The organism is Nostoc sp. (assembly GCF_036917095.1).
In the GTDB taxonomy this organism is placed as follows: domain Bacteria; phylum Cyanobacteriota; class Cyanobacteriia; order Cyanobacteriales; family Nostocaceae; genus Nostoc.
Map to the genome: position 1 here is coordinate 169207 of NZ_JBALFH010000031.1, position 23826 is coordinate 193032.

Annotated in this window: 23 protein-coding genes and 1 pseudogene; 7 read left to right on the forward strand and 17 right to left on the reverse strand. The window is 40.1% G+C overall.

Annotation, left to right across the window (positions count from 1 at the left end):
• Nucleotides 1-177 precede the first annotated feature (177 nt).
• The gene (locus tag V7L01_RS15455) at nucleotides 178-639 is read right to left on the reverse strand and encodes a hypothetical protein (RefSeq protein ID WP_335036122.1); all 462 of its coding nucleotides are present in this window, start codon (nucleotides 637-639) and stop codon (nucleotides 178-180) included.
• Nucleotides 640-1118: 479 nt separating this feature from the next.
• On the opposite strand from V7L01_RS15455, the gene V7L01_RS15460 reads away from it, so the two are divergent.
• Entirely contained in the window at nucleotides 1119-1391 is a 273-nt protein-coding gene (locus V7L01_RS15460; protein ID WP_335036123.1) for a hypothetical protein, read from the forward strand.
• 75 nt (nucleotides 1392-1466) lie between these two features.
• Here V7L01_RS15460 and V7L01_RS15465 read toward each other — a convergent pair whose 3' ends face one another.
• From V7L01_RS15465 to V7L01_RS15480, 4 genes are all read right to left on the reverse strand, one after another.
• Nucleotides 1467-2042 (reverse strand): DUF1634 domain-containing protein, encoded by a 576-nt coding sequence (locus V7L01_RS15465; protein WP_335036125.1) that lies wholly within the window; start codon nucleotides 2040-2042, stop codon nucleotides 1467-1469.
• A gap of 1 nt (nucleotide 2043) precedes the next feature.
• A complete protein-coding gene (locus tag V7L01_RS15470; protein ID WP_335036127.1) occupies nucleotides 2044-2880 on the reverse strand; it encodes a sulfite exporter TauE/SafE family protein in 837 nt (278 codons plus the stop codon).
• A gap of 854 nt (nucleotides 2881-3734) precedes the next feature.
• The gene (locus V7L01_RS15475) at nucleotides 3735-4502 is read right to left on the reverse strand and encodes a phosphatase PAP2 family protein (RefSeq protein WP_335036129.1); all 768 of its coding nucleotides are present in this window, start codon (nucleotides 4500-4502) and stop codon (nucleotides 3735-3737) included.
• A gap of 150 nt (nucleotides 4503-4652) precedes the next feature.
• Nucleotides 4653-5894: a hypothetical protein gene (locus tag V7L01_RS15480; RefSeq protein WP_335036131.1), complete on the reverse strand. Its 1242-nt coding sequence runs from the start codon at nucleotides 5892-5894 to the stop codon at nucleotides 4653-4655.
• A gap of 385 nt (nucleotides 5895-6279) precedes the next feature.
• Between V7L01_RS15480 and V7L01_RS15485 the strand changes: the two genes are divergently transcribed.
• Nucleotides 6280-6549 (forward strand): hypothetical protein, encoded by a 270-nt coding sequence (locus V7L01_RS15485; protein ID WP_335036133.1) that lies wholly within the window; start codon nucleotides 6280-6282, stop codon nucleotides 6547-6549.
• 69 nt (nucleotides 6550-6618) lie between these two features.
• Here V7L01_RS15485 and V7L01_RS15490 read toward each other — a convergent pair whose 3' ends face one another.
• From V7L01_RS15490 to V7L01_RS15505, 4 genes are all read right to left on the reverse strand, one after another.
• Nucleotides 6619-7353 carry a glutathione peroxidase gene (locus V7L01_RS15490; protein ID WP_335036135.1) on the reverse strand — a complete coding sequence of 245 codons (735 nt, stop codon included), beginning with the start codon at nucleotides 7351-7353 and terminating at the stop codon, nucleotides 6619-6621.
• Nucleotides 7354-7431: 78 nt separating this feature from the next.
• A complete protein-coding gene (locus tag V7L01_RS15495) occupies nucleotides 7432-8361 on the reverse strand; it encodes an alpha/beta fold hydrolase (RefSeq protein WP_335036136.1) in 930 nt (309 codons plus the stop codon).
• Between the two features lie 22 nt (nucleotides 8362-8383).
• Nucleotides 8384-9208, reverse strand: coding sequence for an SDR family oxidoreductase (locus V7L01_RS15500; RefSeq protein ID WP_335036138.1), 825 nt, complete (start codon nucleotides 9206-9208; stop codon nucleotides 8384-8386).
• Nucleotides 9209-9347: 139 nt separating this feature from the next.
• Nucleotides 9348-9833, reverse strand: a complete 486-nt coding sequence (locus tag V7L01_RS15505) for a glutathione peroxidase (RefSeq protein ID WP_335036140.1) — start codon at nucleotides 9831-9833, stop codon at nucleotides 9348-9350.
• Nucleotides 9834-10392: 559 nt separating this feature from the next.
• On the opposite strand from V7L01_RS15505, the gene V7L01_RS15510 reads away from it, so the two are divergent.
• Complete coding sequence (locus V7L01_RS15510) at nucleotides 10393-10818, forward strand: DUF2141 domain-containing protein (RefSeq protein ID WP_442936973.1); 426 nt, start codon at nucleotides 10393-10395, stop codon at nucleotides 10816-10818.
• Between the two features lie 226 nt (nucleotides 10819-11044).
• Here the strand turns inward: V7L01_RS15510 and V7L01_RS15515 are convergent, their stop codons facing one another.
• A complete protein-coding gene (locus V7L01_RS15515; RefSeq protein WP_335036143.1) occupies nucleotides 11045-12217 on the reverse strand; it encodes a peptidoglycan-binding protein in 1173 nt (390 codons plus the stop codon).
• Between the two features lie 242 nt (nucleotides 12218-12459).
• Nucleotides 12460-13527, reverse strand: a complete 1068-nt coding sequence (locus V7L01_RS15520; protein ID WP_335036145.1) for a DMT family transporter — start codon at nucleotides 13525-13527, stop codon at nucleotides 12460-12462.
• Nucleotides 13528-14067: 540 nt separating this feature from the next.
• Here V7L01_RS15520 and V7L01_RS15525 point away from each other — a divergent pair.
• Nucleotides 14068-14856 (forward strand): PP2C family serine/threonine-protein phosphatase, encoded by a 789-nt coding sequence (locus tag V7L01_RS15525; RefSeq protein WP_335036147.1) that lies wholly within the window; start codon nucleotides 14068-14070, stop codon nucleotides 14854-14856.
• Nucleotides 14857-15090: 234 nt separating this feature from the next.
• Here V7L01_RS15525 and V7L01_RS15530 read toward each other — a convergent pair whose 3' ends face one another.
• Together V7L01_RS15530 and V7L01_RS15535 are read right to left on the reverse strand one after the other, a co-directional pair.
• Nucleotides 15091-15459: a type II toxin-antitoxin system HicB family antitoxin gene (locus V7L01_RS15530; protein WP_335036149.1), complete on the reverse strand. Its 369-nt coding sequence runs from the start codon at nucleotides 15457-15459 to the stop codon at nucleotides 15091-15093.
• 445 nt (nucleotides 15460-15904) lie between these two features.
• Complete coding sequence (locus V7L01_RS15535; RefSeq protein ID WP_335036151.1) at nucleotides 15905-17560, reverse strand: Ppx/GppA phosphatase family protein; 1656 nt, start codon at nucleotides 17558-17560, stop codon at nucleotides 15905-15907.
• Nucleotides 17561-17905: 345 nt separating this feature from the next.
• Between V7L01_RS15535 and V7L01_RS15540 the strand changes: the two genes are divergently transcribed.
• The gene (locus tag V7L01_RS15540; RefSeq protein WP_335036152.1) at nucleotides 17906-18787 is read left to right on the forward strand and encodes a 4-hydroxybenzoate solanesyltransferase; all 882 of its coding nucleotides are present in this window, start codon (nucleotides 17906-17908) and stop codon (nucleotides 18785-18787) included.
• A 112-nt stretch (nucleotides 18788-18899) separates the two neighbouring features.
• Nucleotides 18900-19679 carry a DsbA family protein gene (locus tag V7L01_RS15545; RefSeq protein ID WP_335036154.1) on the forward strand — a complete coding sequence of 260 codons (780 nt, stop codon included), beginning with the start codon at nucleotides 18900-18902 and terminating at the stop codon, nucleotides 19677-19679.
• A gap of 209 nt (nucleotides 19680-19888) precedes the next feature.
• On the opposite strand, the gene V7L01_RS15550 is transcribed toward V7L01_RS15545, so the two are convergent.
• From V7L01_RS15550 to V7L01_RS15565, 4 genes and pseudogenes are all read right to left on the reverse strand, one after another.
• Nucleotides 19889-20767 (reverse strand): hypothetical protein, encoded by an 879-nt coding sequence (locus V7L01_RS15550; protein ID WP_335036156.1) that lies wholly within the window; start codon nucleotides 20765-20767, stop codon nucleotides 19889-19891.
• Between the two features lie 182 nt (nucleotides 20768-20949).
• Nucleotides 20950-21339, reverse strand: coding sequence for a tautomerase family protein (locus V7L01_RS15555; RefSeq protein ID WP_335036158.1), 390 nt, complete (start codon nucleotides 21337-21339; stop codon nucleotides 20950-20952).
• 4 nt (nucleotides 21340-21343) lie between these two features.
• Complete coding sequence (locus tag V7L01_RS15560) at nucleotides 21344-21931, reverse strand: TetR/AcrR family transcriptional regulator (RefSeq protein WP_335036160.1); 588 nt, start codon at nucleotides 21929-21931, stop codon at nucleotides 21344-21346.
• Between the two features lie 253 nt (nucleotides 21932-22184).
• Nucleotides 22185-22348, reverse strand: a pseudogene (locus V7L01_RS15565) (NADH-dependent alcohol dehydrogenase); the annotation flags it as partial.
• A 651-nt stretch (nucleotides 22349-22999) separates the two neighbouring features.
• Here V7L01_RS15565 and V7L01_RS15570 point away from each other — a divergent pair.
• Nucleotides 23000-23797, forward strand: coding sequence for a sulfite exporter TauE/SafE family protein (locus tag V7L01_RS15570; RefSeq protein ID WP_335036161.1), 798 nt, complete (start codon nucleotides 23000-23002; stop codon nucleotides 23795-23797).
• The last annotated feature ends 29 nt before the right edge of the window (nucleotides 23798-23826 follow it).

Consider the following 23826-nt stretch of genomic DNA (forward strand, 5'->3'; position numbering starts at 1 on the left):
CGTCCTTCTCTGCGAGACGCTACGCCTAGCTTGCTTCTCCGTAGGAGTACGCGGTTCGTTAAAAAATAACTTTGATAAAAAGTTTTAGCCTTAACCCAAGCGTATTGACTTATACATAGGGATGCACATCTGTGCATCCCCACAACCGATTAATTTTTTAAAATGCGATCGGCTAAATTAATTGTTGGAGAATAAAATAGGAGAATCTAGAATCTTCAACTGGATCAATAGCACAATCAACAAGGTATAAGCTGTTGAAGAAATTAGACCCGTGACTAATTCTTTTTTGAGGTTATGCTCTTGAGGTTCTTTTTGGAAAATGTCCTTAGAACCGAATTGCATCAAGAGAATTCCCACAATATTAGAGAGCCAGTATCCGATAATTGAACAAGGTAGAAGTAATTTTGGGGAAAGTAAACTACATGCATACCCAAAACCATAAGCTATTGGCAAATTAAATAGTAGGTCATTCCACCAACATAGCGGTGATAACAAATATCCCAGTACTAGAAAGAATCCACCTCTGAGTTTTTTGAAAATGTCTTTTTTGAACTCTTTTGGAGTAGGCTGTTGTAAGTCCTCCAGAGCTGTGTTTTCTGCTACATTCAACTCTTGACTGACGTTTTGGACGCTTTCCATAAAAACCCACTATTCTTATCGACTTAGTGTAGTTTAATATATAAACAAAAGCAAAGTCTAGTACAAGAGTGACAATATTTGGGCTTTTTGATGCTGAAACTTTTACCATTGCATAGTTTCAGCAAAATAGAGGTTTAACTCAGATGCCACTGGGCGCTGATTTGTATCAGAGATGCATAAGTGCTCGCTTCTTGCAGAATCTGGGATTGTTCTTCGCTATGTGAGGAAATGGAACAATTTAAACACAATTGAGAGAATTCTCTCTATTTATCGCTCAATAGGTTTCAAAATCAAAATATATCTTTCTAAATCATAGCACACGATGAGATGCAACACCGATACTGCAATAGCCAGAGCCTCTTTAGGGTGGGGTGAGTGGATGTTAAGTAGCAAAATTTTTATGTTTTTGCATATAGCCGGGACAGAAATTTGAATTAATAATAGCTACAATAAAATTACTGAGCCATCTTAATAGGAAAATGACAGATTTAACTCCAAATAGCACATTTTTAATAACAGGAATTGTTTTTATAACGATTGCTGTCATCGGGCAATCTAAATTAGGTTTTATTGAGATTAATCCCGGTTTTTTTGGTAGGTTTTTAGCTTTATTTATTGGGGTTTCGAGCCTATTATATGCTTTGGGATTACTCAATCTTTCAGGCGGAACCTTTGACTTATTAAGAACTTCTCTGACAGAACAAATTAAACAGAGCATAAGTTCAATAAATGACCTTTTGCAAGGATCTTAAGAGGTCTGAAAGATTTATTTTTGAGTGCGTTAAGGGGAAAAGGTTAATATTTCCCCTTAAACTTTGAAAATATTCCTAATAATATGCTCCGACAAGACTGTAAATCAGACTAGCCATTACTAATAAAGTAACAATCACATAGATAAATTCTCGCTGTAGTAGGAAAGCTAATAGGGAGATAAAAACGCGTAAAATTGGAGTAGCGATTAATAGTAACAGTCCGAGTTGAATAATGCCGCGTAGGCGTAGCCCGCCGTAGGCATCGCTACCTGAGAAAACTGCTTTTACTACACCTGCTGGCGAGCGAAATTCTGATGGTTCTCCCTGAAAAAAGTGATATCCAGCAGGTTCCGCACCGTGATGAATTAAGTAGAGTATTCCCCCCAGCAAAACGACAGCACTAGCTATCAAAACGCCATATTTCATCAAGTTACTGAGCAAGTATTCCAATTGCTGCTCGCTTAACGTTTTTGTCACATTTTTGTTAGCATCAATCTCACAGCTATTAGGCAATTGTGCTACTGTGCTACTGTGCTGTTCTAATTGTTCGATATTAGAGTCTGAATCTTTCTGCGGTAAGGTTAGTGTAACCACTTCACTATCGGGCTGTGCCAAGAATGTCCAGCGAAAGCTACTATTAAATTTATACATTTTACAGCCCCCCTATTAAACTGTTGTAGACCATTTTCAAAGCCATTAGCACTAGCACAATACTGAAGATAGTTCTCAAAATTTGCGTTTTAGCGCCTGTCAGAACTCGTGCGCCTAAGAAAGCACCAGGTAATACCCCTAACATCACCGGCATGGATAGTCCCGGATCGATGTAGCCGCGTGCTAGGTAAACTCCGACTGATGCTGCTGCTGTAACACCGATCATAAAGTTGCTAGTGGTGGTAGAAACTTTGAAGGGTAAACGCATAATTTGATCCATTGCCAATACCTTGAATCCCCCGGAACCAATCCCAAGCAACCCAGAAAGTACCCCAGCTATTAACATCACACCAAATCCCATTGGTACTGAATGAACTTGGTAAGACATCACTCCATCAGGAGTTGGATAACTACTATTTAATTTCAGATAATTTGCCATCGGATCTGCTACTTCATCTTCAGCATGTTCTATTCTGGGCCGTTGTGAAAGGTATGCTGAATAAATGAGAACGATCGCTAGTACGATAGTTAGGGCTTTTACAGAAACAAAAGTGGCAATAATTGCTCCTGCGATCGCACCAATGGTTGTCGCTACTTCTAAAAACATTCCCAATCGCAAATTGGTATAACCTTTTTTAATATAGGTAGATGCTGCGCCTAAAGATGTAGCGATTACAGATACCAATGAAGCACCTACGGCGTATCGAATATCAACGCCAAATACCGAAGTTAATAAAGGAACAATTACTACTCCACCGCCTAACCCAGTTAGCGCCCCTAACAAGCCAGCGCTAAATGAACCTATCCAAACCAGTAATGAAAATTCTAAAATAGTCAAATTTAATTCCTCTTTTTTTATATGTATATCAAGATACGAAAAACTTTTTTGTATTCTTTAAAACTTAATTGGCAAGTAACTACTGACTACAGATATAGCTGTTGATAATTGTGCGTAATACCCTGTTGCTTGGGTATTCAAAAGTCAGAAGCCGGGAGAAATTTTAACTCTTAACTTCTCACTCAAAAGTCCCATTAAATTTTCTGAAAGTGCAACGATTAATCAATATTAGATGCTGGGATTGTCGGGGGTGCAATTACAGCGAAAGATTGCGCTAGTACTTCCGATAAAAAAAGACAATCTAGTTTTCAAGCATAAATACCTTGATGGGATGATTATTCTTTTTTATTGAGCAAGTTTTAATAGGCGCAATGGCACATATACCGATAGAAATATAGGTAATTATGGATTAGTTTTTGAATAAAATTTCCTCTTAACCAGTCTCTGACTTATAGTTACAGCCTACGCCTTTGGATATATTTCTAAAGATATATTTAATACTAGTCGATGTATTTCCCGGAATCAAGTATTAATAAAAATTTAATCTTCCTTTTGATACACAAAGAGTAGGGGCGCAAGGCCTTGCGCCCCTACAATAAATAATTTGGAATAATTTATTTTTTGCAAGTCCCTAATGCATAAAATATATCGGAATACTTAAAATTCATTTTTATAAAAAAATACCAGAATAAATACTTAAAAACTCATGAAGATTAATACTAATTAACCATTGCTTAATGCATGATGAAAAGCAAATATCTATAGTGGTTCTCGGTTGAGTGAGGTACAATAACCCCCTAAGAGCAAGCGAGGAACTTGCTCTGATGTACCTTATGTAATTAAGAAACGCTATATCACTCCTCAGTTATCAACTTTCTTTCTTCAGGGAGTAAGTTCGTTTCATCCTCAAGGCGATCGCTATCTACGGATTTGGCTATAGTTATATACGGTTTGATAATTAGACTGACACCCATTGTCCAACCTAATGCAACCATCCAACCTGCGAGAATGTCACTCGGAAAATGTACCCCCAGATAGAGGCGACACCATGCAATAGCTATTATGTATAAACTGCCGAATATAAGAACCAACCAGCGCCAAGAGCTAGGCCAAGTTAAGAATAGCAAGATTGCTACCAGAGTTATACTCGTCATTGCATGAGCGCTGGGAAATGCAAAACTAGACTCAGGTGCAATGGACTGCCACAATTGTGGACGCACTCGATGCATTAATTCCTTTGCTGTGCGGTTGATGATGACACTTCCCAGTGAAGCGGTGAGTAAATAAGCTAGCGATCGCCAGCGTTTTTGAAGTAGTAACATTACTGCGATCGCACCTAAAATCGGTATCGCCGTCCAAGGCAACCCAATTATGGCTAGCGCCACTGCTAAAACATCAAGCTGTGGGTTTGCTGTAGAATGAACTGCTAACAGAATAGGCACATCCCACGGGAAGCCAGCTTGATTCTCCCATATCTTCACTGTCAGGATTTCAAAGACCTGCAAAGGTAAATAAACTCCTATTAAGAGGAGTAAGAGCGATCGCCAACGAGCAATCAACAGGTTTATGAGAAAAGAAAGCGGCGACTGACTCTCTTTATTGGCTTGTTTCACTTTTTCCATATTAAATTGGTTGTAATCAATTAACCTATAAGTTGTCTGTCGATGTCATCTATCAGTAGTCAGTTTTAACTATTTGGACTCATGAACGCTTACCAAATTTAATAGTGTTGTTCTCAGCCAAGCATGGCGAAAGTTTTACTACTTCACTGATTACAAATTACTGCAATTTTGAGAAGTTCCACAATGTTTGCAATACGGCAAATGTTTATAAGTCAGATTATGACAGTTTTGACATTCAATATTTTGATAATAACCGCAGTGCGGACAGTAAGCATCAAGATGTCGAATTTTCTTGGCGCAATTGACACAGCGTGATTTTTGAACTCTGCTAGCTGCCTGGACTTTAGCATTAAAGACAAATTTTTGAAAAAATTGGATAATTCCAAAACCGATAATTGGAATCAGCAAGATATAAGCATAATTTATCAGGAAAAGCAAACCACCAAAAAGGGTGCGAATGATATCAAAGATAAATTTAAATATTACACCTATTTGAAGAAATTCAAATATTTTTATGATTAGTGGAATAAAAAAGATAACTAGCAAATGCCAGCTAATTAGCGAGACGAGTCCATATCCTCTTCCTTGAGCAAATTTGTGAACTGATAAGGCAATGAGAATTAGCGGCAGAAGAAAAAGGGACTGAAAAGCAAGCTGGATACTTGGATACCAAAATGATGCTTGCCGATAGCCTTGCTCGACTTCCCTGAATTGATTGTCATCTTTAAGGAATGTTATAAAACTAATGCTTTCCGGTTTGGCAAGCAGTTCATTTTTAAGAGTAGAAATTTCCTGTTTAAGGGTATTAATTTGGCGATTATTTTGTTCTAATGCTTGTTTAGCTTTTTCAGCGCCGACTTGATTAATTGATTGTTCGCGACCCTGACCTGCAATTTTTTCTAAAAGTGTTGAGTCATATTGAGATTCAATAGTACGATTCGCTTGTTCAAAGCTACTTATTTTCGCTTGTTCCCGATCGATACTTTTTATAATTTGCTGCTTTTCAGGATTGTTAATCTTATCTTTGTAGTCGGCATATTGCAAGCACGTTTTAGAAACCTTACCCAGATGTCCTGCTTCGGCTTGTTGATAGTTTCGCTGAAAGCTGAGTTGATTGCTATTCTCATATGGCAATGAAAGTTTAACAATTTCATAGTCTTTATCTTTAGTGGTTTTTGCCCGATAATTTTGCCACTCAGAATAACATGGATAAGCTTCGGTCGGGCTGATATGCCACCTGCTAATATCATCGAGTCCTGTAAAAACATTAATCAAGATAAAAATATCAATCAAAATAATCACAATCAAACTCACTTTATTCAGTGGTTCGTTGTTGATTGTCCTCGACCTACTAAAAAATTGACTCACAATTCGGCGGATTCTGGCAAACATATTGTCTTTTAAATAAATGCAAATTCAATCCGAGTCAATTTTATATGAGAAGTAGCAAATAGTGGACAAAAATACATCTACTCATCTGAAGATTTGTTAATTGCTGACTTTAAACCTGATACAAGTAAATAAGTGCAAAGTATTAGAAGATAGTATAAGTTACCGCCGAGAATACGGCATTGAGAATTGCCAATTAAGTTCTTCTACAAATAACCTTGCATAATCAGGGCGCTCATGTTCCCTACGCCGCAAGAATTTGATTTAATTCGATTATGCAATTTAGATGTTTTTCAGTTTCATCACGAAAACATCCAAGATATCACTGTTGCTATATAAGTAAATTTTTTACACAATATAAGGCGATAACTACTTACTCTCAATAAGTATGGGATTGATTGTGGTGGTTCTGATCGTCAGCTTATCACTTGCCTTAATCAAACTGTGGTCGTCTCAACCACGGGGCAAGGGTTCTAAGCCATACTTCAGTGACCTGAAAAACAGAAAACTGCAAAAACGTTTACTTATTTTACTTAATGGTGATGGGACAACAGCCGAACGATTACTCAAACAGCAGCGCCAGAGGAACCAGGGTCAATCGGATGAATGGTATTTGGAGAAAGTGATTTATGACTTGGAACGCGATCGCCGTTACTAAAACTCAATCATCCAAGGGCGACCTTTTTATACGTTGTAGGGACGCACATCTGTGCGCCCCTAGTGAAAACTATTTAGCAGCGAAGTAGGCTTCTAGTGCCTCAGAACCACCAATTAATTTACCATCGATAAACACTTGGGGAACTGTTGTCGCACCTGTAACAGCTTTTAACGACCGGGTGGTGATATCCTTACCCAAGGTAATTTCTTCGTAGTTAATGCCATTTTCCTTGAGCATAGTCTTAGCACGGGCACAGAAGGGACAACCAACTTTCGCAAACAGGGAAACTACTTCAGGCTTCACTGCTTGAGGGTTGATGTATCTGAGCATTGTTTCGGCATCGGACACCTTAAAGGGATCTCCTGGCTCGTCTGGCTCAATAAACATCTGGTTAATTACGCCATCTTTCACCAGCATAGAATAGCGCCACGATCGCTTCCCAAACCCCAAGTCTGATTTATCTACCAGCATTCCCATGCCTTCGGTAAATTCACCATTACCATCGGGAATTAGTGTGATATTTTCTGCCTCTTGATCCTTTGCCCATTCGTTCATCACAAAGGTATCATTGACAGAAATACAGATAATCTCATCGACACCATTTTCTTTGAAAACCCCAGCCAACTCGTTATAACCAGGGAGATGAGTTGATGAACAAGTCGGAGTATACGCACCTGGTAAGGAGAAGACAACCACTGTCTTATTAGCAAACAATTCATCGGTTGTCACATCCACCCACTGGTTGTCCAGACGAGTATGGAAAGTGACATTGGGAACTCTTTGTCCTCGGCGATTGGGGAACATAATTTTCCTTGCCTTTAGTAATCAATTCCAGTCATAACCTATCATGGGAGAACTGGTATATATCTAATTATCAATCAGCTAAGAAACTTCATTAATAAATGTCGCGATCGCTGCGACAAATTCAGCGGTTGATTCATATGGTAAAACATTACGCCCATTTATTTTTATACCTCGACCTTGAGGCAAACAGGCGAGATAGTGAGCCAAACGTTCATCTGGCGTTTCTTTTTTACCTTTTTGACTAATACTCGATGCAGTCTCTCCCATAACTGCTAATGTTGGTTGCCGAATAGAGGCCATAGAACTAGTATAATCCTGTCGCCAAAACCCTGCGAGAAAAGAAAACACCGCATGACGACTAGCAGGATTTTCTGCACCTGCAAGCAATGTATTCAACCACTCTGCATCTACAGCATTTTCAGAAGCAAAAAGTTGACGAGTCGAGAAAGAATGTAAAAACTTTCGGGTGCGTGCATAGCGATAAAAAGCACTCCCAAAAGGCGAATCTAAGAGATTCCAAACAAATTTTTGCCGCCATTCTGGTGATTTATTTGTCATCAAAGCCCACGTTGGAGGCCCAGAGAGGACAAGTCTGGCAATTAAGTTTGATTCCTTTTGTGCTAATGCGATTGCAACTGGTAATAAGGCACCTTGTACAACTACAATCACAGGTTTTTGCACTACTGTTTGTAAAAAGTACTGCAACTGTTCTGCCCAATCACTAGGAGTATAAGCCACATGAGGCATATCACTTTCGCCACATCCTAGCAAATCAGGGTTGTAAATTGAATTACGCTGACCTGTACTATACCATTCGCGACAAAATCGCTGCCAAAATTGCCGCGACAATCCAACACCAATAGGATGAATTAGCAGTAACGGAATGCCCTCTGGTGTTTTGTTAGTTGGTTGATGAACTTCATAGGCGCAACGATAATTCTGCCAGCTATAAAACTGGCTAGGAGATGCTGTCAAATTGGTTGTGTTAGTTACAGCAGATGCTTGCATAATTACTAGTTTTTAATACTTGCTAAAAAATCATCTGTGGATGAATTAACTGGTATCCAGCCTCTTTAAGCTTTTCATTCGATACCCAAGCATTATATGGGCGGGTACTCTTAGTAGTTGTATCCCATTTAACTTTGGGTAAATTATATTTTTCAAATAAGCTATCTAGTAAGTCTCGGCTGGTGAGATGTGCATCATCTACTAGATTATAAATCCCTTGCAAACGGGAGTGACGGGCAAATTCTATCGCACCAACAATATCATCCAAATGAATCCAATTTGTAATATCCTCGCCATTACCAGGACGGGTTTCACCAGAATATCTGTTAAATATTTTCAACAGTTCCCTATCAGTCCCATAAATTCCTCCTAAGCGGAAGATACAAACGCGAAGATTTTCGCTAGATGCTGATAGCAGCACATCCTCTGTTTTTCGGAGAATTTGTGCATTTAAATTAGCGGGTGCAAGCGGTGTTTCTTCATCTACCCATACACCATTTCTATCACCATATACGGCATAGCTCCCTGTGTATATTAATTGTTTCACAGTCGGAACCTGCTGCAAGCATGAAACTAAAGTTTGGGCAGTTTGTAGATAAGTTTCTTCATAAACTTCCCCATTTTTTGCACCAACGCTCAAAAGTACAACATCTTGATTGTGCAAAACTGATTTTAGACTATCTAGGTGATTCCCACGGGTAACTACAACTCTTTGGGATACTGATTCTAGTGCAGGGACACGCTCAGGGGAAGTTGTGGTTACAGTGACAACAAAATTCTTTTTTTGCTGCCAATATTGAGCGACTTTATAACCAACATAACCACAACCAATAATTGCAACGTTCATGACAAATTAGACACAAATAAATTAAACTACTCATTGAGATAATATTCTCAATTAAGGGACTGGATGTAAATAAATTTAACAGTCCAGAGCTAACAGTCAATGGTACAAAAATTATTACCTAATGACTATTGACTAATCACTATTTTGCTAATTCTTTTTCAATTATGGCAATCATCTCTGATGAATTGGGCTGGACACTACTATTAAATCGAGCTACCACTTCACCTTGTTTATTAACTAAAAATTTTTCAAAGTTCCAAGCAACAGTTCCCGTTGGCTCTACGGCTTTAGTAAGTCGCTCATAAAGTGGATGCTGCTGCGAACCTTTGGCATGGACTTTATCGAATAATTCAAAGGTAACATCATATTTACTCGTGCAGAATTCCACAATCTCTTCATTGCTTCCTGGTTCCTGCGCTCCAAAATCGTTACAGGGGAACCCCAAAATACTTAACCCTGCTTCTCCATACTTCTGATTCAATTTTTCTAACCCCTCGTATTGAGAAGTATAACCGCAGTAGGAAGCCACATTCACAATTAATAGTACCTTCCCGGTATACTCATTTAATTGCTTATCCTCACCGTCGATCGTCTTGACTGCGATATCCGAAATTGTCTTAGTCATCTGAAATCTGATTTATAGGGAATAATGCCAAGTCTCCCATATTACAGGTACTCTAAATTCGGTTTTTTTAAGGAAATTAGCTTTGTTAGCCTTGTTTATCACTACGATTCTATTTAACTCAGGTTATAAGCTTGTATGGAAGTTTCGAGAGATGTTTCCCTCATTTAATGGTGCTTCATAGGTAAGGCGATGTCTAACGACAAGCCAGTAAGCAAAGCATCTTTGCTCAACTGGTGCATCCGATCGATTAAAATAGCGATCGCCTGTGAGTTTACACTTAGAACCAGATTTAACTGAGTGACGATCGATCCGCTATCTCAGGATATGTCTTGGAAATCTGCGTTGTTTTTGATACATTTTTTTTTGCAGAGATAAATTATGAATCCTGACTACTGCGTATACAGACAAATCTAGAGACGAAATATGGCAGCTTACTTGCGAGTATTGACCGAATAATGCCACCATAAATTTGCCCGATCTGAATCAAAGTGAAAACTTAATTTCAGCAAAACTTATTTTACCTTGTGACAATTTTATGGTTAGAGGATTGAGAGCTAGTATGCTGCTATTAGCAGTTCTGGGAAATCTGGTATGGCCATTTAGTGCCAAAGCAAATTTTAACGGCGAACTTACCGTAGAAATTGATGGCTTAAAGAATAAAAAAGGACAAGTCTGTATCAGTCTATTTGCTACCAGTGAGGGATTTCCTAGCGATCGCGGCTTACAAAAGCAGTGTAGCAAGATTACTGCTACTCCCTTAGACATTACCTTTGAGAACTTAAAAGCAGGTAATTACGCTGTTGCTGTCTTCCACGATCAAAATGATGACGGCACTTTCAATAGTAATGCCTTTGGTATACCAGAGGAAGGCTTTGGATTTTCCAGGAACCCAGAAATTCGCACAAGTGCGCCCAAATTTAGCGAAGCAGCATTTTTAGTCGCAGGCCCAAACACTAATATCCAAATCCAATTGAAATATTTTTAGGCTAACAGCGGATTTAAACTTGGTGCAGTAGACAAACTAGAACTCAAAACCATCAAAAACTGTTTTGCTCCTGACTCTGCCAATTTTAGATTTTGAATTTTGGATTTTAGTGAATTCTCCGAACGCGAAACAGCATCTCATAGAGAACGTCTGGGGGTTTCCCGATGAGCGACTGCACCAAGCCGAAGATGTTTAAGGAAAAATCTAAAATCGAATGACTCCTGCTCTATTCTCGTAAATCGTTGTGTGAATCTTCCGGTAGACTTTGTTGCTCTGGCAAGCCACGCATTCGATTCATCTGAGTTAAAGCATATCGTGCTGTTGCTTGCACTTCGGTATCTGGGTCTTCCAGCGCATGGCGCAACATCTGACTCATTTGACCCATCATGTCATAAACGCGTGTCAGGTCACGGATAGCATTTTGCCGCACTTGTGGACTTTCATCTTGGATTGAAATTGCTAAAGCACGATTCATCGGTTTGAGTGTGCGGATACCAATTTCTGTCAAAGCTGCCAAAATTAAGCTGCTTTCTTGAGAATCGGCATCAATCATCAGGTCAACCATAGGTTGAATTGCCCGCGAATCTCCCTGTTGACCCAAATTCCAAATAGCCTTGCGTCGCTTTGTTGGGTCAGAACTGCGTAAGTCTTGAATTAATTCGTCAACGATATTGAGTTTAGCAAGCCGGGAAGTTTTTTCTGGTAGCAGCAATTGTGTGGCGAGTGGTGCATTAGCTGTTTGTGGAGCAGTCACAATTTCTGGCGGGGGTGGTATCATCGAGACTTTATTAGCTTCACTCAAACTTTTAGTATTTGATATTTCGGACTTTTGCACTTGCTTGACCTGACGAAACGACTTCAGCAGGTAAACAAGTGCGCCAATACTTCCTAGAACTCCGATGGCAAATATTAACCACCAAGCAAAACCATTCTCAGTTGGCTTGGGTTTTGCAGTTGGTTTGGAACTTGGAGCAAGAGAGGCGACTCTTGGAGAGGTGACTCTTGGAGAAGCAACTCTTGGAGAGGTAATAATCTGATTTTTGGTCTCCATTGCTGCTTGCAGTTTCGCCCTAGTCGTCAGACCCGTAAGTCCATCTACTTTTAAACCCTTGGCTTTCTGGAATTTAGCTACAGCTATTTCCGTACTGGCGTTGTACTGCCCATCTATCACGCCACTGTAGTATCCCAACTGCTTTAATTGAGTTTGTAGTCTCTGCACATCTGGTTTTGGACTACCATATCTCAACACAGCCGGACTAGCAGTAACTGTCGAACTAGCTTGTGCAAGTTCTAAAATCTCAGGTGCTAGGTTAGGTGTGGCTGTACTTGCGCGATTTGGGTAAAAACCCACGCAAGAAAAACAGGTAAATATCAAAATTGAGGAACGGCATAGCCTCATATTGCAAGTTTCAGCCTAAACGTGCTTTTGAAGTCTTCGATCCCACAATAGCTTCTAGATGACCAAATGTTAACTGTCATTTTTTTATTGGGCATTGAGCATTGGGTGTTCTCTCTCATTTCCCCCAGCCTTTTTCTTCTCTAAGAGACGCTGCGCGTAGCAATATCCCTGTAAGGATACAATTTTGAATTTTAAATTTTGAATTTTGAATTAATTTCTCTCTAACCTCCTCTTTAACTAAATTAGGGCAAAATTTCTGGTTCAGATTCTCTGACTGCTAGAGCTATGGGGTTCAATTTTTTAGCCGATGCCTCTAAAACTGGTTGCTGTATATTAGCTATTTCGCCGACAGTAACTGTGTCGTTTTGCGCTGCTAAAGTATCGCGTTGGTTAATGAGATAGATGCTGATTAAAGTCAAGAAAACACCTACCCACTGCAACGGACTGAGGACTTCTGAGAGAAAGAGATTGCCAAATAGTAGTGCAAACACGGGTGTGAGGAAGGTGAGGGAACTAAGACTGGTGAGACTGCCACTAGAAGCAAAGTAGAAGAATAACCCGTAGGCGATCGCACTGCCAAATACGGTAGCATAACCCAAAGCCACTAAATCAGATGCTCCTAGATTCTCCCACTGCTGGGATTCGACAACTGATGAAACTCCCCATAGTGGCAATCCACCCAAAATCATGTGCCATCCCGTAGCTGTTACTGGGTCAGCATGTCGGCACACAAACCGAATCAACACTGTTCCCACTGCCATTGATAGGGCTGCTAACAGCATTAACCACTCGCCACTAGCAAAGAAATCTTGCCAGCTGCCAGTTGTGATATTTGCGCCTGAGTCGAGAAAATGTAAAATCCACTCATCAGGTAAGCCAATTAAACTAATACCTGTGACTCCCAAGCCTAGCCCCAGCCATCCCCAAAAACCAATGTGTTCTTGGAAGAGCCACAACGACAGTAAGGCCACAGCCAAGGGTTGCGAGTCAATCATCACAGACCCTAACCCCGCACTGGTTCTGACTAATCCCTCTGCCAAAAAGCCTTGAAACAGCGTCCCATCTACTAGGGCAAATAATCCAATCCACAGCCATGCAGCCCAACCCTTGGGCTGGGGTTTACCCATAAATGCGGCTGCAATCAGAATTAACATCCCCGCTGGTATCAAACGCACTCCTGCCATAAATAGCGGTGTGGTATGGGGTATCACTCCTTTCATGGCTACCATTGCCGTCCCCCATAGGAAAAAGGGGGCGATTAACAAAAGGGGGGCGAAGGGAAGTCGAGATGCACTGAGTTTCAGTTGCATGGGTTTACTGATGCCTTTGTTTAACAAGTGCAAAAATTACTTTACCCAATTTTACCGAATTATGTAGTTTTGCGTGGGCATAGCCCGTCGTAGACATCGCGTCTGGCGGGTGTAAAGCACTATCGCGTAGCGTCTCAAAGAGAAGGACTTAATACTCAGGTGTAGCTAAGATGACAGGAGGCTGAAGATTGTAATCAGATAGATACATTTAAATAAAAAGCTTTATCAGGTAGCACAAATGCTTTTAATCGGGCAGATCGGAAGTAGCTTTACATATAAAAGCTATTACTGTTAAAGTGCTTTTTTTAAGTTAAAAATGTAAGTGATTTATCTCTCAGACCAGTTGAATTAATTTAGGAGCATCGAATGTCTGTAGGATTGCCTGAATTCGTTGAAAATCCAGAAAAACGCGCCTATCCAAGAGTTAAATCGAGGACTTGCTGTTTTCAAAGATGAAACGGGTTTCTAGTGGCAAAATAGGGCAAGCTGTAGCTTTAGCAGCTATGGGATGGAATCAAATTACCAGTTAGAGGAAATTTTGTGAATTGGAAAGCTGTTGCGCGTTCGGCTATTGGAACAAGTCATCAAAACCAGGGGATAGTTTGTCAAGATTATGGGGATTATCGCATCTTTAATGATGTGATTGTAGGCGCGGTTTCTGATGGTGCTGGCAGTGCTAAATATTCGGATATTGGTTCTAAATTAGCAGTGGAAACGGTACTAAAATGCTTTTCTGACATTAATGAATATCCTGATAAACAAGAAGAATTTGACCAAAGCTTTTCTCAACCACTGTCCAAAGAAGAAGCTCAAAAACTGTTTGCTAAAATTGCGAAAAAAGTTATTACAGAATTACATAAGCAAGCAGCCAAAGAAGATTATTCTGTCAATGATTTAGCTTGTACTCTTTTGGTTTTCGTGGCAACTAATGACTGGGTTGCAGCTATGCAAATCGGGGATGGATTCATTGTGGTGCATTCCCAAGAATCAGAATATCAACTGTTGTTTCAACCAGATAAAGGTGAGTTCATCAATGAAACAACTTTTATCACCTCAACAAATGCAGTGAAAGAAATGCAGGTAGAGGTTATTTCCGAAAAACAAGAGTTTATTTGTGCTTCCACTGATGGATTGGAAAAAGTAGCAATTCGTTTAAGCGATTGGAAAGCTTTCTCACCTTTCTTTAAACCTTTGGAGCAATACTTGCACGAACTTGTTAATCCAGAGGAGGAAGATAAATATCTGATAGAATTCCTCAACTCGGAACGGCTAAATTCTCGCACTGATGATGATAAAACCTTACTTTTGTGCTTCTTTGATAGAGAGTAAAATGTGATGATTTTTCTCACCTGTGCTATTAAACAAATCAAGTCTTCGTAAGAATTAATAGCATATCGATCGCACATTTATTGAAAAGCTCTAAAGTAGCCTGTAGCTTTGCTTAAGCTAGTACGAATACATCAGATATGGCAATGTCTTCAGGATTGACTGCATTTATCCGCTACGTGACAACTGGATGCCGCTATTAAAAAAGTGAAGCGCGATCGGTATCAAGTATCCATATCACTTGGTTTCATTCTCCGTATCAAGTTGCCGATAATATTCCTCCATTTGTGCATCAAGTTGACGGCGATCGGCTTCTATATATGCCAGCATCTCGTCAAATTGCGGATCGTCCTTGAACATACCCCCAAATTCCATCCAAGAATGCTCGACTTTGGGAGGCTCAATTTCTAAAGTAACTATTTCTGCTTTCTCTAAACGAGCTTGTAAATGTTGGATTAGTTCTTTTAAAGCTTCTTCTTTTGTCGCCCCTAAGCTTTTGCAGTCTGGGAAGCCTAGCACCGTTGCATTAAACCTGCCATCTTGTTCATTTTCAATCAGTACATCGTAAGTTAATTTAGATGCAGTTTTAGCAGGAGAAATTGTCACAGGTAAATTAATCAAATTTTTCTCGCCAGGTTTGATATCGATCGTAGCTCCCCAAAGCGATGAATTTTCACAATTAAGATATGTAAATTATATGCTGAACCCCGATTATTCTCCAGTTCAGAAAAGTGAGCAATTTAGCCTGCTTCATTAAAACTTTATAAAAGGATACCTAAGTTTTCCCAGCTTAGATATCCAATAGCAACATAACCTACATTAAATAGACTATTAACTATAGTGATTATTGTAATTCTAATTTGTGTTTTTAAACTACTTATTTAGGTAGTTTATCAATTCATCCTAAAGTATGATGAAAAAGTATATGAGAATCTATCTAGAGGAATTTTGAAAGCATATGTGTAAGTTACAGATATTTTGTAATGGCGCATATATGTGCGCTTATACTTTATTCAGCAGGTGCGTTATCTGCGTTAACGCACCTCGCTTTCTAAGACAAGTTAGCAACGCTAGATTTTTCTAAAGACGCTACTAATTTCACTCCAAATTCTTCCTCAAATACTCCTTTTTTATAATCTAAGCTCCAAAGTTCTAAAGCACAATCATCATCAGATTGAGATGGGAAAATTAGCAGGTTGACCTGCCGAAATTGGGGATAATACTCACATTGGACTTGAGCGATCGCACCAATTTGTCGTCTATCCAATGCCACTGCCAATCTTAAAATTGCACTCAATTGACTGACCATTTGTCGCTGGTGTTTAGTCAACAAACCTTGATAATTCTCATGTTTTTTCTTGGGTGGCGATTTGCGATGATAACGCGCTAAATTAGCAATGATTTCAATCTCAGTTTCTGTATAACCGAGTAATTCACCATTGCGAATTAGATAGTAAGAGTGCTTGTGGTGAGACGAATGGCTGATATAATGACCGCAATTGTGTAATATTGCAGCCGCCCACAATAATTGTCGCTCGTCAGATCCCCAGTGGTGTAGTGTACCTTGAGTTTGGTCAAATAAACTCTCGGCAAATTTTGCCACGCGATCGCTATATTCTAAGTTGATGTGGTATTTATTAGCGAGTTTTAGAACATTGCGTTCCCGAACTGAACTTTGGTAGCGCAGCTTATCTTCAATTAAACCGTGGGTTAGCATCCAGTCTACGATTACGCCTTCCCTCAAAGAACGCTCGCAGACTGTAACCGATTCACTGCCCAAGAGGGTCATTGCTTCTTGTAATATTACTGCGCCAGCGAGTATAACTTCAGCCCGCTTATCTGGCATACCGGGAATCGCAGCCCTTTCTGAGTTACTCAGTTTCCGCAAGCGATTTACCAACTCTCGCAAGTCTTTAAGACTGAACTGGTAGCCATTGAGAGTGGAAGGAATAACACCCGAATTTTCGCGTGCATGAATCATTGCCAGGGTTTCAATTGTGCCCGCCGTACCCACCAAACGGGGAGATTCTCCAGGTTCGAGATTTGCTAGTATCTCATCCACGGAACGTTCTAACATCCCGCGTGTGTATGCTTGCAGGTGGTGAAACTCGGTGTTGCTGATGGGATCGGTGGCGATTAACTCGCTAGTAAGTCGCACTGCACCAACTTTGGTACTAGTGAGAATGCGTGCTTGCTGACTATCGCCCAAAATTAACTCTGTGGAACCACCGCCAATATCAACAATCATGTGGGGCTGGTTGTGAAATTCCATCCCCGACAGCACGCCAAGGTAGATTCGTCGCGCTTCTTCTTGACCAGAAATCAAGTCAACGCTTAAACCCAACTCCGTTTTTACTCTGTGCAAAAAATCTTTACCATTGGGGGCTTCCCGCACAGCGCTAGTTGCCACAGCAATGATACTTTCAGCGTTGATAGTTTTGGCAACTTCTTGGAAGCGTCCTAAAGAAGCCATCGCCTTTTCAATTATTTCCGGTTTGAGTTCCCCATTACTAAGATTGCGATCGCCTAGTCTTACAGTGTCTTTTTCTCTAGCGATAATGCTGAAAGCTGGTAGTGTCGGGTCAATCTTGACTACTACCATGTGTAAAGAATTTGTTCCCAGGTCAATGGCAGCAATAATCCGATGTTGCTTAGATGGTTGAGTTGGAACACTCTCCCAGCTAGCCGAAGCAACTGAATTCAGCATCTATTTTTCTCTCTTTATAAGAAATGATGGCAAACGGTGGTATGTCGGGGTAGCTGGCACTGATATTTACTGCAACACACTTGCTCAAACTGAGTAGTGTTAGCGGTAGCGGGGCGTTTAGCCCGTACTCAGCACTGAGTAAATTAAAAAATACCCAGCACTCTTCATTTTTGGTCGAGGGTAACTAAGCTAAGTATATTCACCTTACTGCTTTTAACCATTGTGACTATTTAAAGATATTTAAAGTTGCCACTTGAGGTTATGTTTTTACAAATAACAAATAACGTTATTCTATAGATGTAAAGATGTGTGAATTCATCTATCTCAAGTTATTTGTTGATTTCTATGTTAAGGACGCCAGAACGCCCCCAGGAACCAGTTTGGCTTGTAATTATCCGGCTTTTGCGATGGCATAAACCAGAAGGACGGTTAATTTTAATGATTCCTGCCCTTTGGGCTGTGTTTTTGGCAGCTTCTGGGAAACCGCCTTTACCTCTAGTTGGCGTGATTGTATTGGGTACTCTGGCTACGAGTGCGGTTGGGTGTGTTGTCAATGATTTGTGGGATCGGGATATCGATCCAGAAGTAGAGAGAACACGCGATCGCCCCCTGGCTTCTCGCGCCTTGTCTGTGAAAGTTGGGATTGTAGTTGCGATCGTATCCCTAGCATGTGCAGCTATCCTGGCTTTTTATCTTAACCCCCTGAGTTTCTGGTTATGCGTGGCAGCAGTACCTGTAATTCTGCTTTATCCAGGCGCAAAGCGGGTGTTTCCTGTGCCACAATTGGTGCTTTCCATCGCTTGGGGTTTTGGGGTATTGATTAGCTGGAGTGCAGTCACACAAACCATCTCCCAAGCAACTTGGTTACTTTGGGGCGCGACTGTACTGTGGACATTGGGATTTGATACTGTTTACGCTATGAGCGACAAGGAAGACGATCGCCGCATTGGTGTTAATTCTAGCGCTCTATTTTTTGGGAATTATGCCCCTGTAGCTATTGGAATTTTCTTTGCTGGCACAATCTTGTTATTGGCTTGGTTGGGTGTACTCATGCATCTGCACTTAGCCTTCTGGATTAGCCTGGCAATTGCTACTATTGGATGGGTTTGGCAGTCTCTGCGATTAAGACAGCGAGACTTACCTAATCCTGTTTATGGTAAGATGTTCCGGCAAAACGTGTGGATTGGTTTTATTTTACTTGCTGGGATGATTGCTGGATCTTTTTAATAAGTAAAAAGTAATGCATAAAATCCCCATAATTAAAATTACGGGGATTTTAAATTGGAGCGTAGTATTAGATTGAAGCGACTACGCCTCTGTGAGTTATAAAAAAATATTTATGAGTTTTTGTATGGATATATTCTTTGATTGGTTTAGTCCTTTATTTCAGTATCTACGAACTTGCACAGCAATAGGTCTGCTATGTTTGGTCGTCACCTGGTCATTTCCTGCACAAGCTGCTAGCCGCATCGATCCGCAGTTAGAACAGCAAGTATTGCAAATTATCCGGGAACATCCAGAGGCAATTATCGAATCTGTTCAAACTTATCAACAGCAACAACAACAGAAAGTCAAGCAAGCACAGCAAGGATTTTTACAGGATTTAAAAACGAATCCTCAAACAGTGATTGGTGAGTCTCCCACCACAGGTTCAACTAAATCAAAGACTGTACTGATAGAATTTTCAGATTTTCAATGCCCCTATTGTGCTGAGGCGCATAAAACCTTGAAACAATTGTTAGCAAAGTATCCAGATAAAGTCAAATTGGTTTACAAGAATTTACCTCTGACTGCAATTCATGCTGAAGCATTGCCATCTGCAACAGCGGCTTGGGCGGCACATCAGCAAGGCAAATTTTGGGAATATCATGATGCGCTATTTACTAATCAAAAGCAACTAGGTGAGGCGTTATATTTAAATATTGCTAAAAATCTGAATCTGGATTTGGGTAAATTTAAACGCGACCGTACTCTTGCTACTCCCGCAATTAGTAAAGATATCCAACTAGCTGAAAAACTGGCTGTTTCTGGCACACCTTTCTTTGTAATTAATAGTCCAAGTTTTTCAGGAGTGGTACAGCTAGCAGAGATTGAAACTATATTGGCTGATGCTAAGTAAGTTGATGGATTTAAATCTCTTTATACAGTGTAGTTCTTGTATTTCCATAGCATCTGTTTAGATAGATACCTCCTTGTTTAACAATAATGTGCATCTTTAGTTAGAGGTTTAGTGCATCAATAAACTGTTGTATTGAATCAAGTGTAAGAAGTAGCTTATGAGGAGTGATGAAGAGAAATTTTCCTCACTCCTCATGTTCTTAAAAATCTTTACTCAAGCGTAAGATGCTCGATAAACTCATTTCCTTTTTGTTTACCATGTTGATAAATCCCAATTAACCCTGCTTCCGTAGCATCTGTAAAATTAACTTCATACTCTTTGGGGTCAACATCTGGTCTAATAATATGGATACGCGCTCCCTTGTAAATCTCAGGAATTGGTTCTAACTGAAACATATCTTGATAAAGTGTACCTGGTTCGTTAGCGATCGCAATTACTTCCTGATATCCCGCCTCAACCATTGCGATCGCTGGACATAAGCAGGTATAGGACGCATCTATGAAAGGCTTTCCGTCTATCCAAGCGGGGATATTCCAACCGTGAAGCATCCTCGAAGAAGCATAAGCCACTTCCTCAAAATTACTAGCATTCAAATGCAATTCACCTTTGGGGTTGCTGGTGCTAAACAAAGCTACTTGCAAATGTTCATCCACCCAACTGCGATCGCGTTTTCCTGCCGATACCAACAACCTTCTGCCTAAACGTCTCGCTTTTTCAGTTTGAGTCTCGTTAGCAGCACTTTCAGAAATTACAGCACTGGTGGCAATGAAATAACTGGGTGTTTCTGGTGCAAACAATCGTTCTTTGGGCGGACTCAAATGTGCAATTCCCGCAAGTACTATTTGACTCATCCCAATATCTGGTTTTTTGAGTAATTGTAAACCTGCAAACCAGTAATCCACACCCAAATTAGTTGTTTCACCAATGGCAGCCCAAGCAATAGGTACCACCGAAGAAGATGCCGCAGCATAGGCATTGGCTCGAATTCCTGCTGATTCCAAAGCACTTAACACACCATGAGCAAATGCACCTTTAAAACTACCTGACGCACAGGCAATAGCTAATGACTTGTTATTTATCCTCAGCATAGATTTTTATTCAAATGTTGCTAAATTAACTTGAACAATTTTTAGGACATTAAAATATTTACTCCTAAACAGACCGAACGGTTTGTAACAAATCAAAAAAATATCAAAAGTATTCTTATTGTTAAATTTTCCGAATTCCTTGTTGATGCTGTAAAGATTTATTATGTAATTCCTCTGGAATATCAGACTTCTATTTTGTAGTTTACGATTAACTCGTCCCCAGGTAAGCCTCTAATTCCCCAGTTAGATTTTGGCGTTTCAAAAAGTGTGATTTCAATATCGTACACAGGAATATTCAACTGTTCATTAATATTTTTAATTAGCAGGCGAATTAACTGTTTTTTTGTTTCTACCGAACGCCCCTCAAACATACTAATTTCAACGACCAGATAATTATCCGATCTATCAGAGGGATAGTAAAAATCTGATTTATCCAGTGGGAAAAAACGGTGAAATCTTTTTTCAGGCGTAAGCTGTAAAACCTCAATAGCAGAGGTATGGATTATATTTGATAGATCCGCTTTAACAGGATTTAATTTGTCTGCTAAACCATATACCTTGATTTGTACCATACATTTAAAGGTGAGTTTCCAAGTATTGATTTAAGTGATTAATTACCCTGTGCATATGAATTGAATCTCCATAAAGCTTGCTCATCATTATGGCTCCTTCTAGGGTTGCAATTATGATGGTAGCGATTTCATCAGCACTCACTTCAGGGCGAATTTCACCCTTTTGAATTCCCGTTTCAATAATTCGACGAATCAGATGTAGCCAAGAGTTCATCGCCTGTTGAGCACGTTCTCGCAACGCCGGATGAGCATCATCACTCTCCACAGCAGTATTCAGCAGTGGACACCCTCCCTTGATAGGTGGATTTTCTGCGAAGCTACTAAATACGCCAATGATTGCTTGCAGGCGTTCTACTGCGTGGCGTTTGCTTCGTAATGCAAATCTAGTATGCTGTTTAATGCGAGCGATCGCAAAATCAAAAGCCTGTAGTGCGAGATCATCTTTGCTTTGGAAGTGATTGTAAATTCCTCCTTTCTGCAATCCAGTTACACGCATAATGTCTGACATCGATGAACCTGCATACCCCTGTTGATTAAACAGTTCGGCTGCTTGCTCAAGAATTCTGGTTTTTGTTTCTTCGCCTTTGGACATTACAGCGATTTTGATAGTAGGGAGTTTATTGAATTGAAAATTGCTGTAAATAAAATATTACCGACCGAATGGTTTTATTTAAATTATCATGATAGTTGCTTGTAAGTCAAGTTTTTTTCAGCACTGGGTACAGAACTAGTACAGTACGGCGTAAATAAACCACCCATTCAAAACCAATGAAATGCTTACGCTGTATTAATTTTTAATTTTTAATTCCGCCTTGCGGTACTAGGCATTGGCTATAGCCAAAGTTTGCCAATGCAGACTTCACCTGGTTATAGACGCCGTTAGTTTTGATGCTACCCCACCATAATTAATCAGGATTTTGGCATTATCAGGAATTTGAGCAGCAATGTTGGCGATTTGACCTTTGCCAAACAGGATTTTGACTGGATTGCAAAAAACAAAGTTTTCCATGAGTCATTAAATTAGGGAATCGGAATTGACCTTGAGTATTGTAATCACTTTCAGGATGTTGCCTAATTGCAGCATAATGCGATATATCGCGTCTCTACAAAGTTTGGTATTATCCCTATGCTTACTAACTTGTAGGTAATTTTTTGAGTAACCAGTCCGTAGGGAGTTTGACTGACTGCGGTGTATTATCCAGATAATTGAACAATATACAACGCGAATACGCTAGACGTTTAATCATACTTACGAGTAAAATACGGTAAGTGCATCGCCTTACGTGGTTTTATATGTAAAACTGTAGAAAAACCTAGTTAGAAGTTGAGTTGAGCAGAGCGACTGACCAATAAGCAGTTATCAAAGTCTGTTTGAGCTAAACGCCAGTCGTCATGCTTACAAAAACTTCCACACAGGTTTTAAGTTGTCCAGGAATCCTTGAGAAACGCAATAACTTGTCATAACTAGCCCTGTCTACCACTGGGCTATAGTTTGGCTGAGTTTGCTGCTCTCTAACTGCTCGTAGTTAAGTCAGTGAACAGTTATCAAGGCTTCGTTTGGGGAATTAATCAACCCTTACCGACGCTGCTCACTTATAGAAGTGGGAGACTCAACAGGACTTTGATAACTGATAACTGATTGTTGAAACCCCCGAAGAGTATGCACTATCTATTACTACCGTTCTTAAGCTTTTTTGTTGGCATTATCGTTGGTTTGACGGGAATTGGCGGAGCCTCTCTCATCACGCCAATGTTGATTTTTGTTTTTCAAGTTCCGCCTTCCATCGCTGTGAGTTCTGATGTTGTAGCTGCCACATTGATGAAGATTGTTGGTAGCGTCAAGCATTGGGAACAGAAAACCCTTGATACAGAAGTTGTCAAATGGCTGGCATTCGGGAGCGTTCCAGGCTCACTCTTCGGGGTGGGGATTTTGCACTTCCTTAAACGTACAGGTGAGTATAACCTAGATAACATCTTGCTCCGTTTGCTTGGCGGGATGATTTTGCTAGTTACAGTGTTAGCACTAGTGCAATTGTTGTTATTGACTTTTTTCCCCAAATTTAATTTACCCGAACTGCCAAAATTAAACTTAGAAACTAACTTTGGGCGCTTCCTAACAATCACTTTGGGAGCAATTTTAGGCTGTTTGGTCGGTCTAACAAGCGTCTCATCAGGTTCAATGTTTGCCCTAGTGCTGATTGGGTTTTTCCGCCTTGATGCACGGAAGTTAGTGGGTACAGATATTTCACACGCAGCAATTTTACTGCTGTTTACAGCCCTCGGTCACCTCAGTTTGGGAACAGTTGATTGGAGTTTGGTACTGCCTATATGGATAGGCTCTGTTCCAGGAGTGTTACTAGGTGCTAAAATCTGCCAGATAGCTCCGCAACGCCCACTACGGTTTATCATTTACGCCATCTTGATGATGGTGAGTTGGAAATTAGTTCATCAGGTATAAGCAAGCAATTTGAGATTTTCAATTCCAAA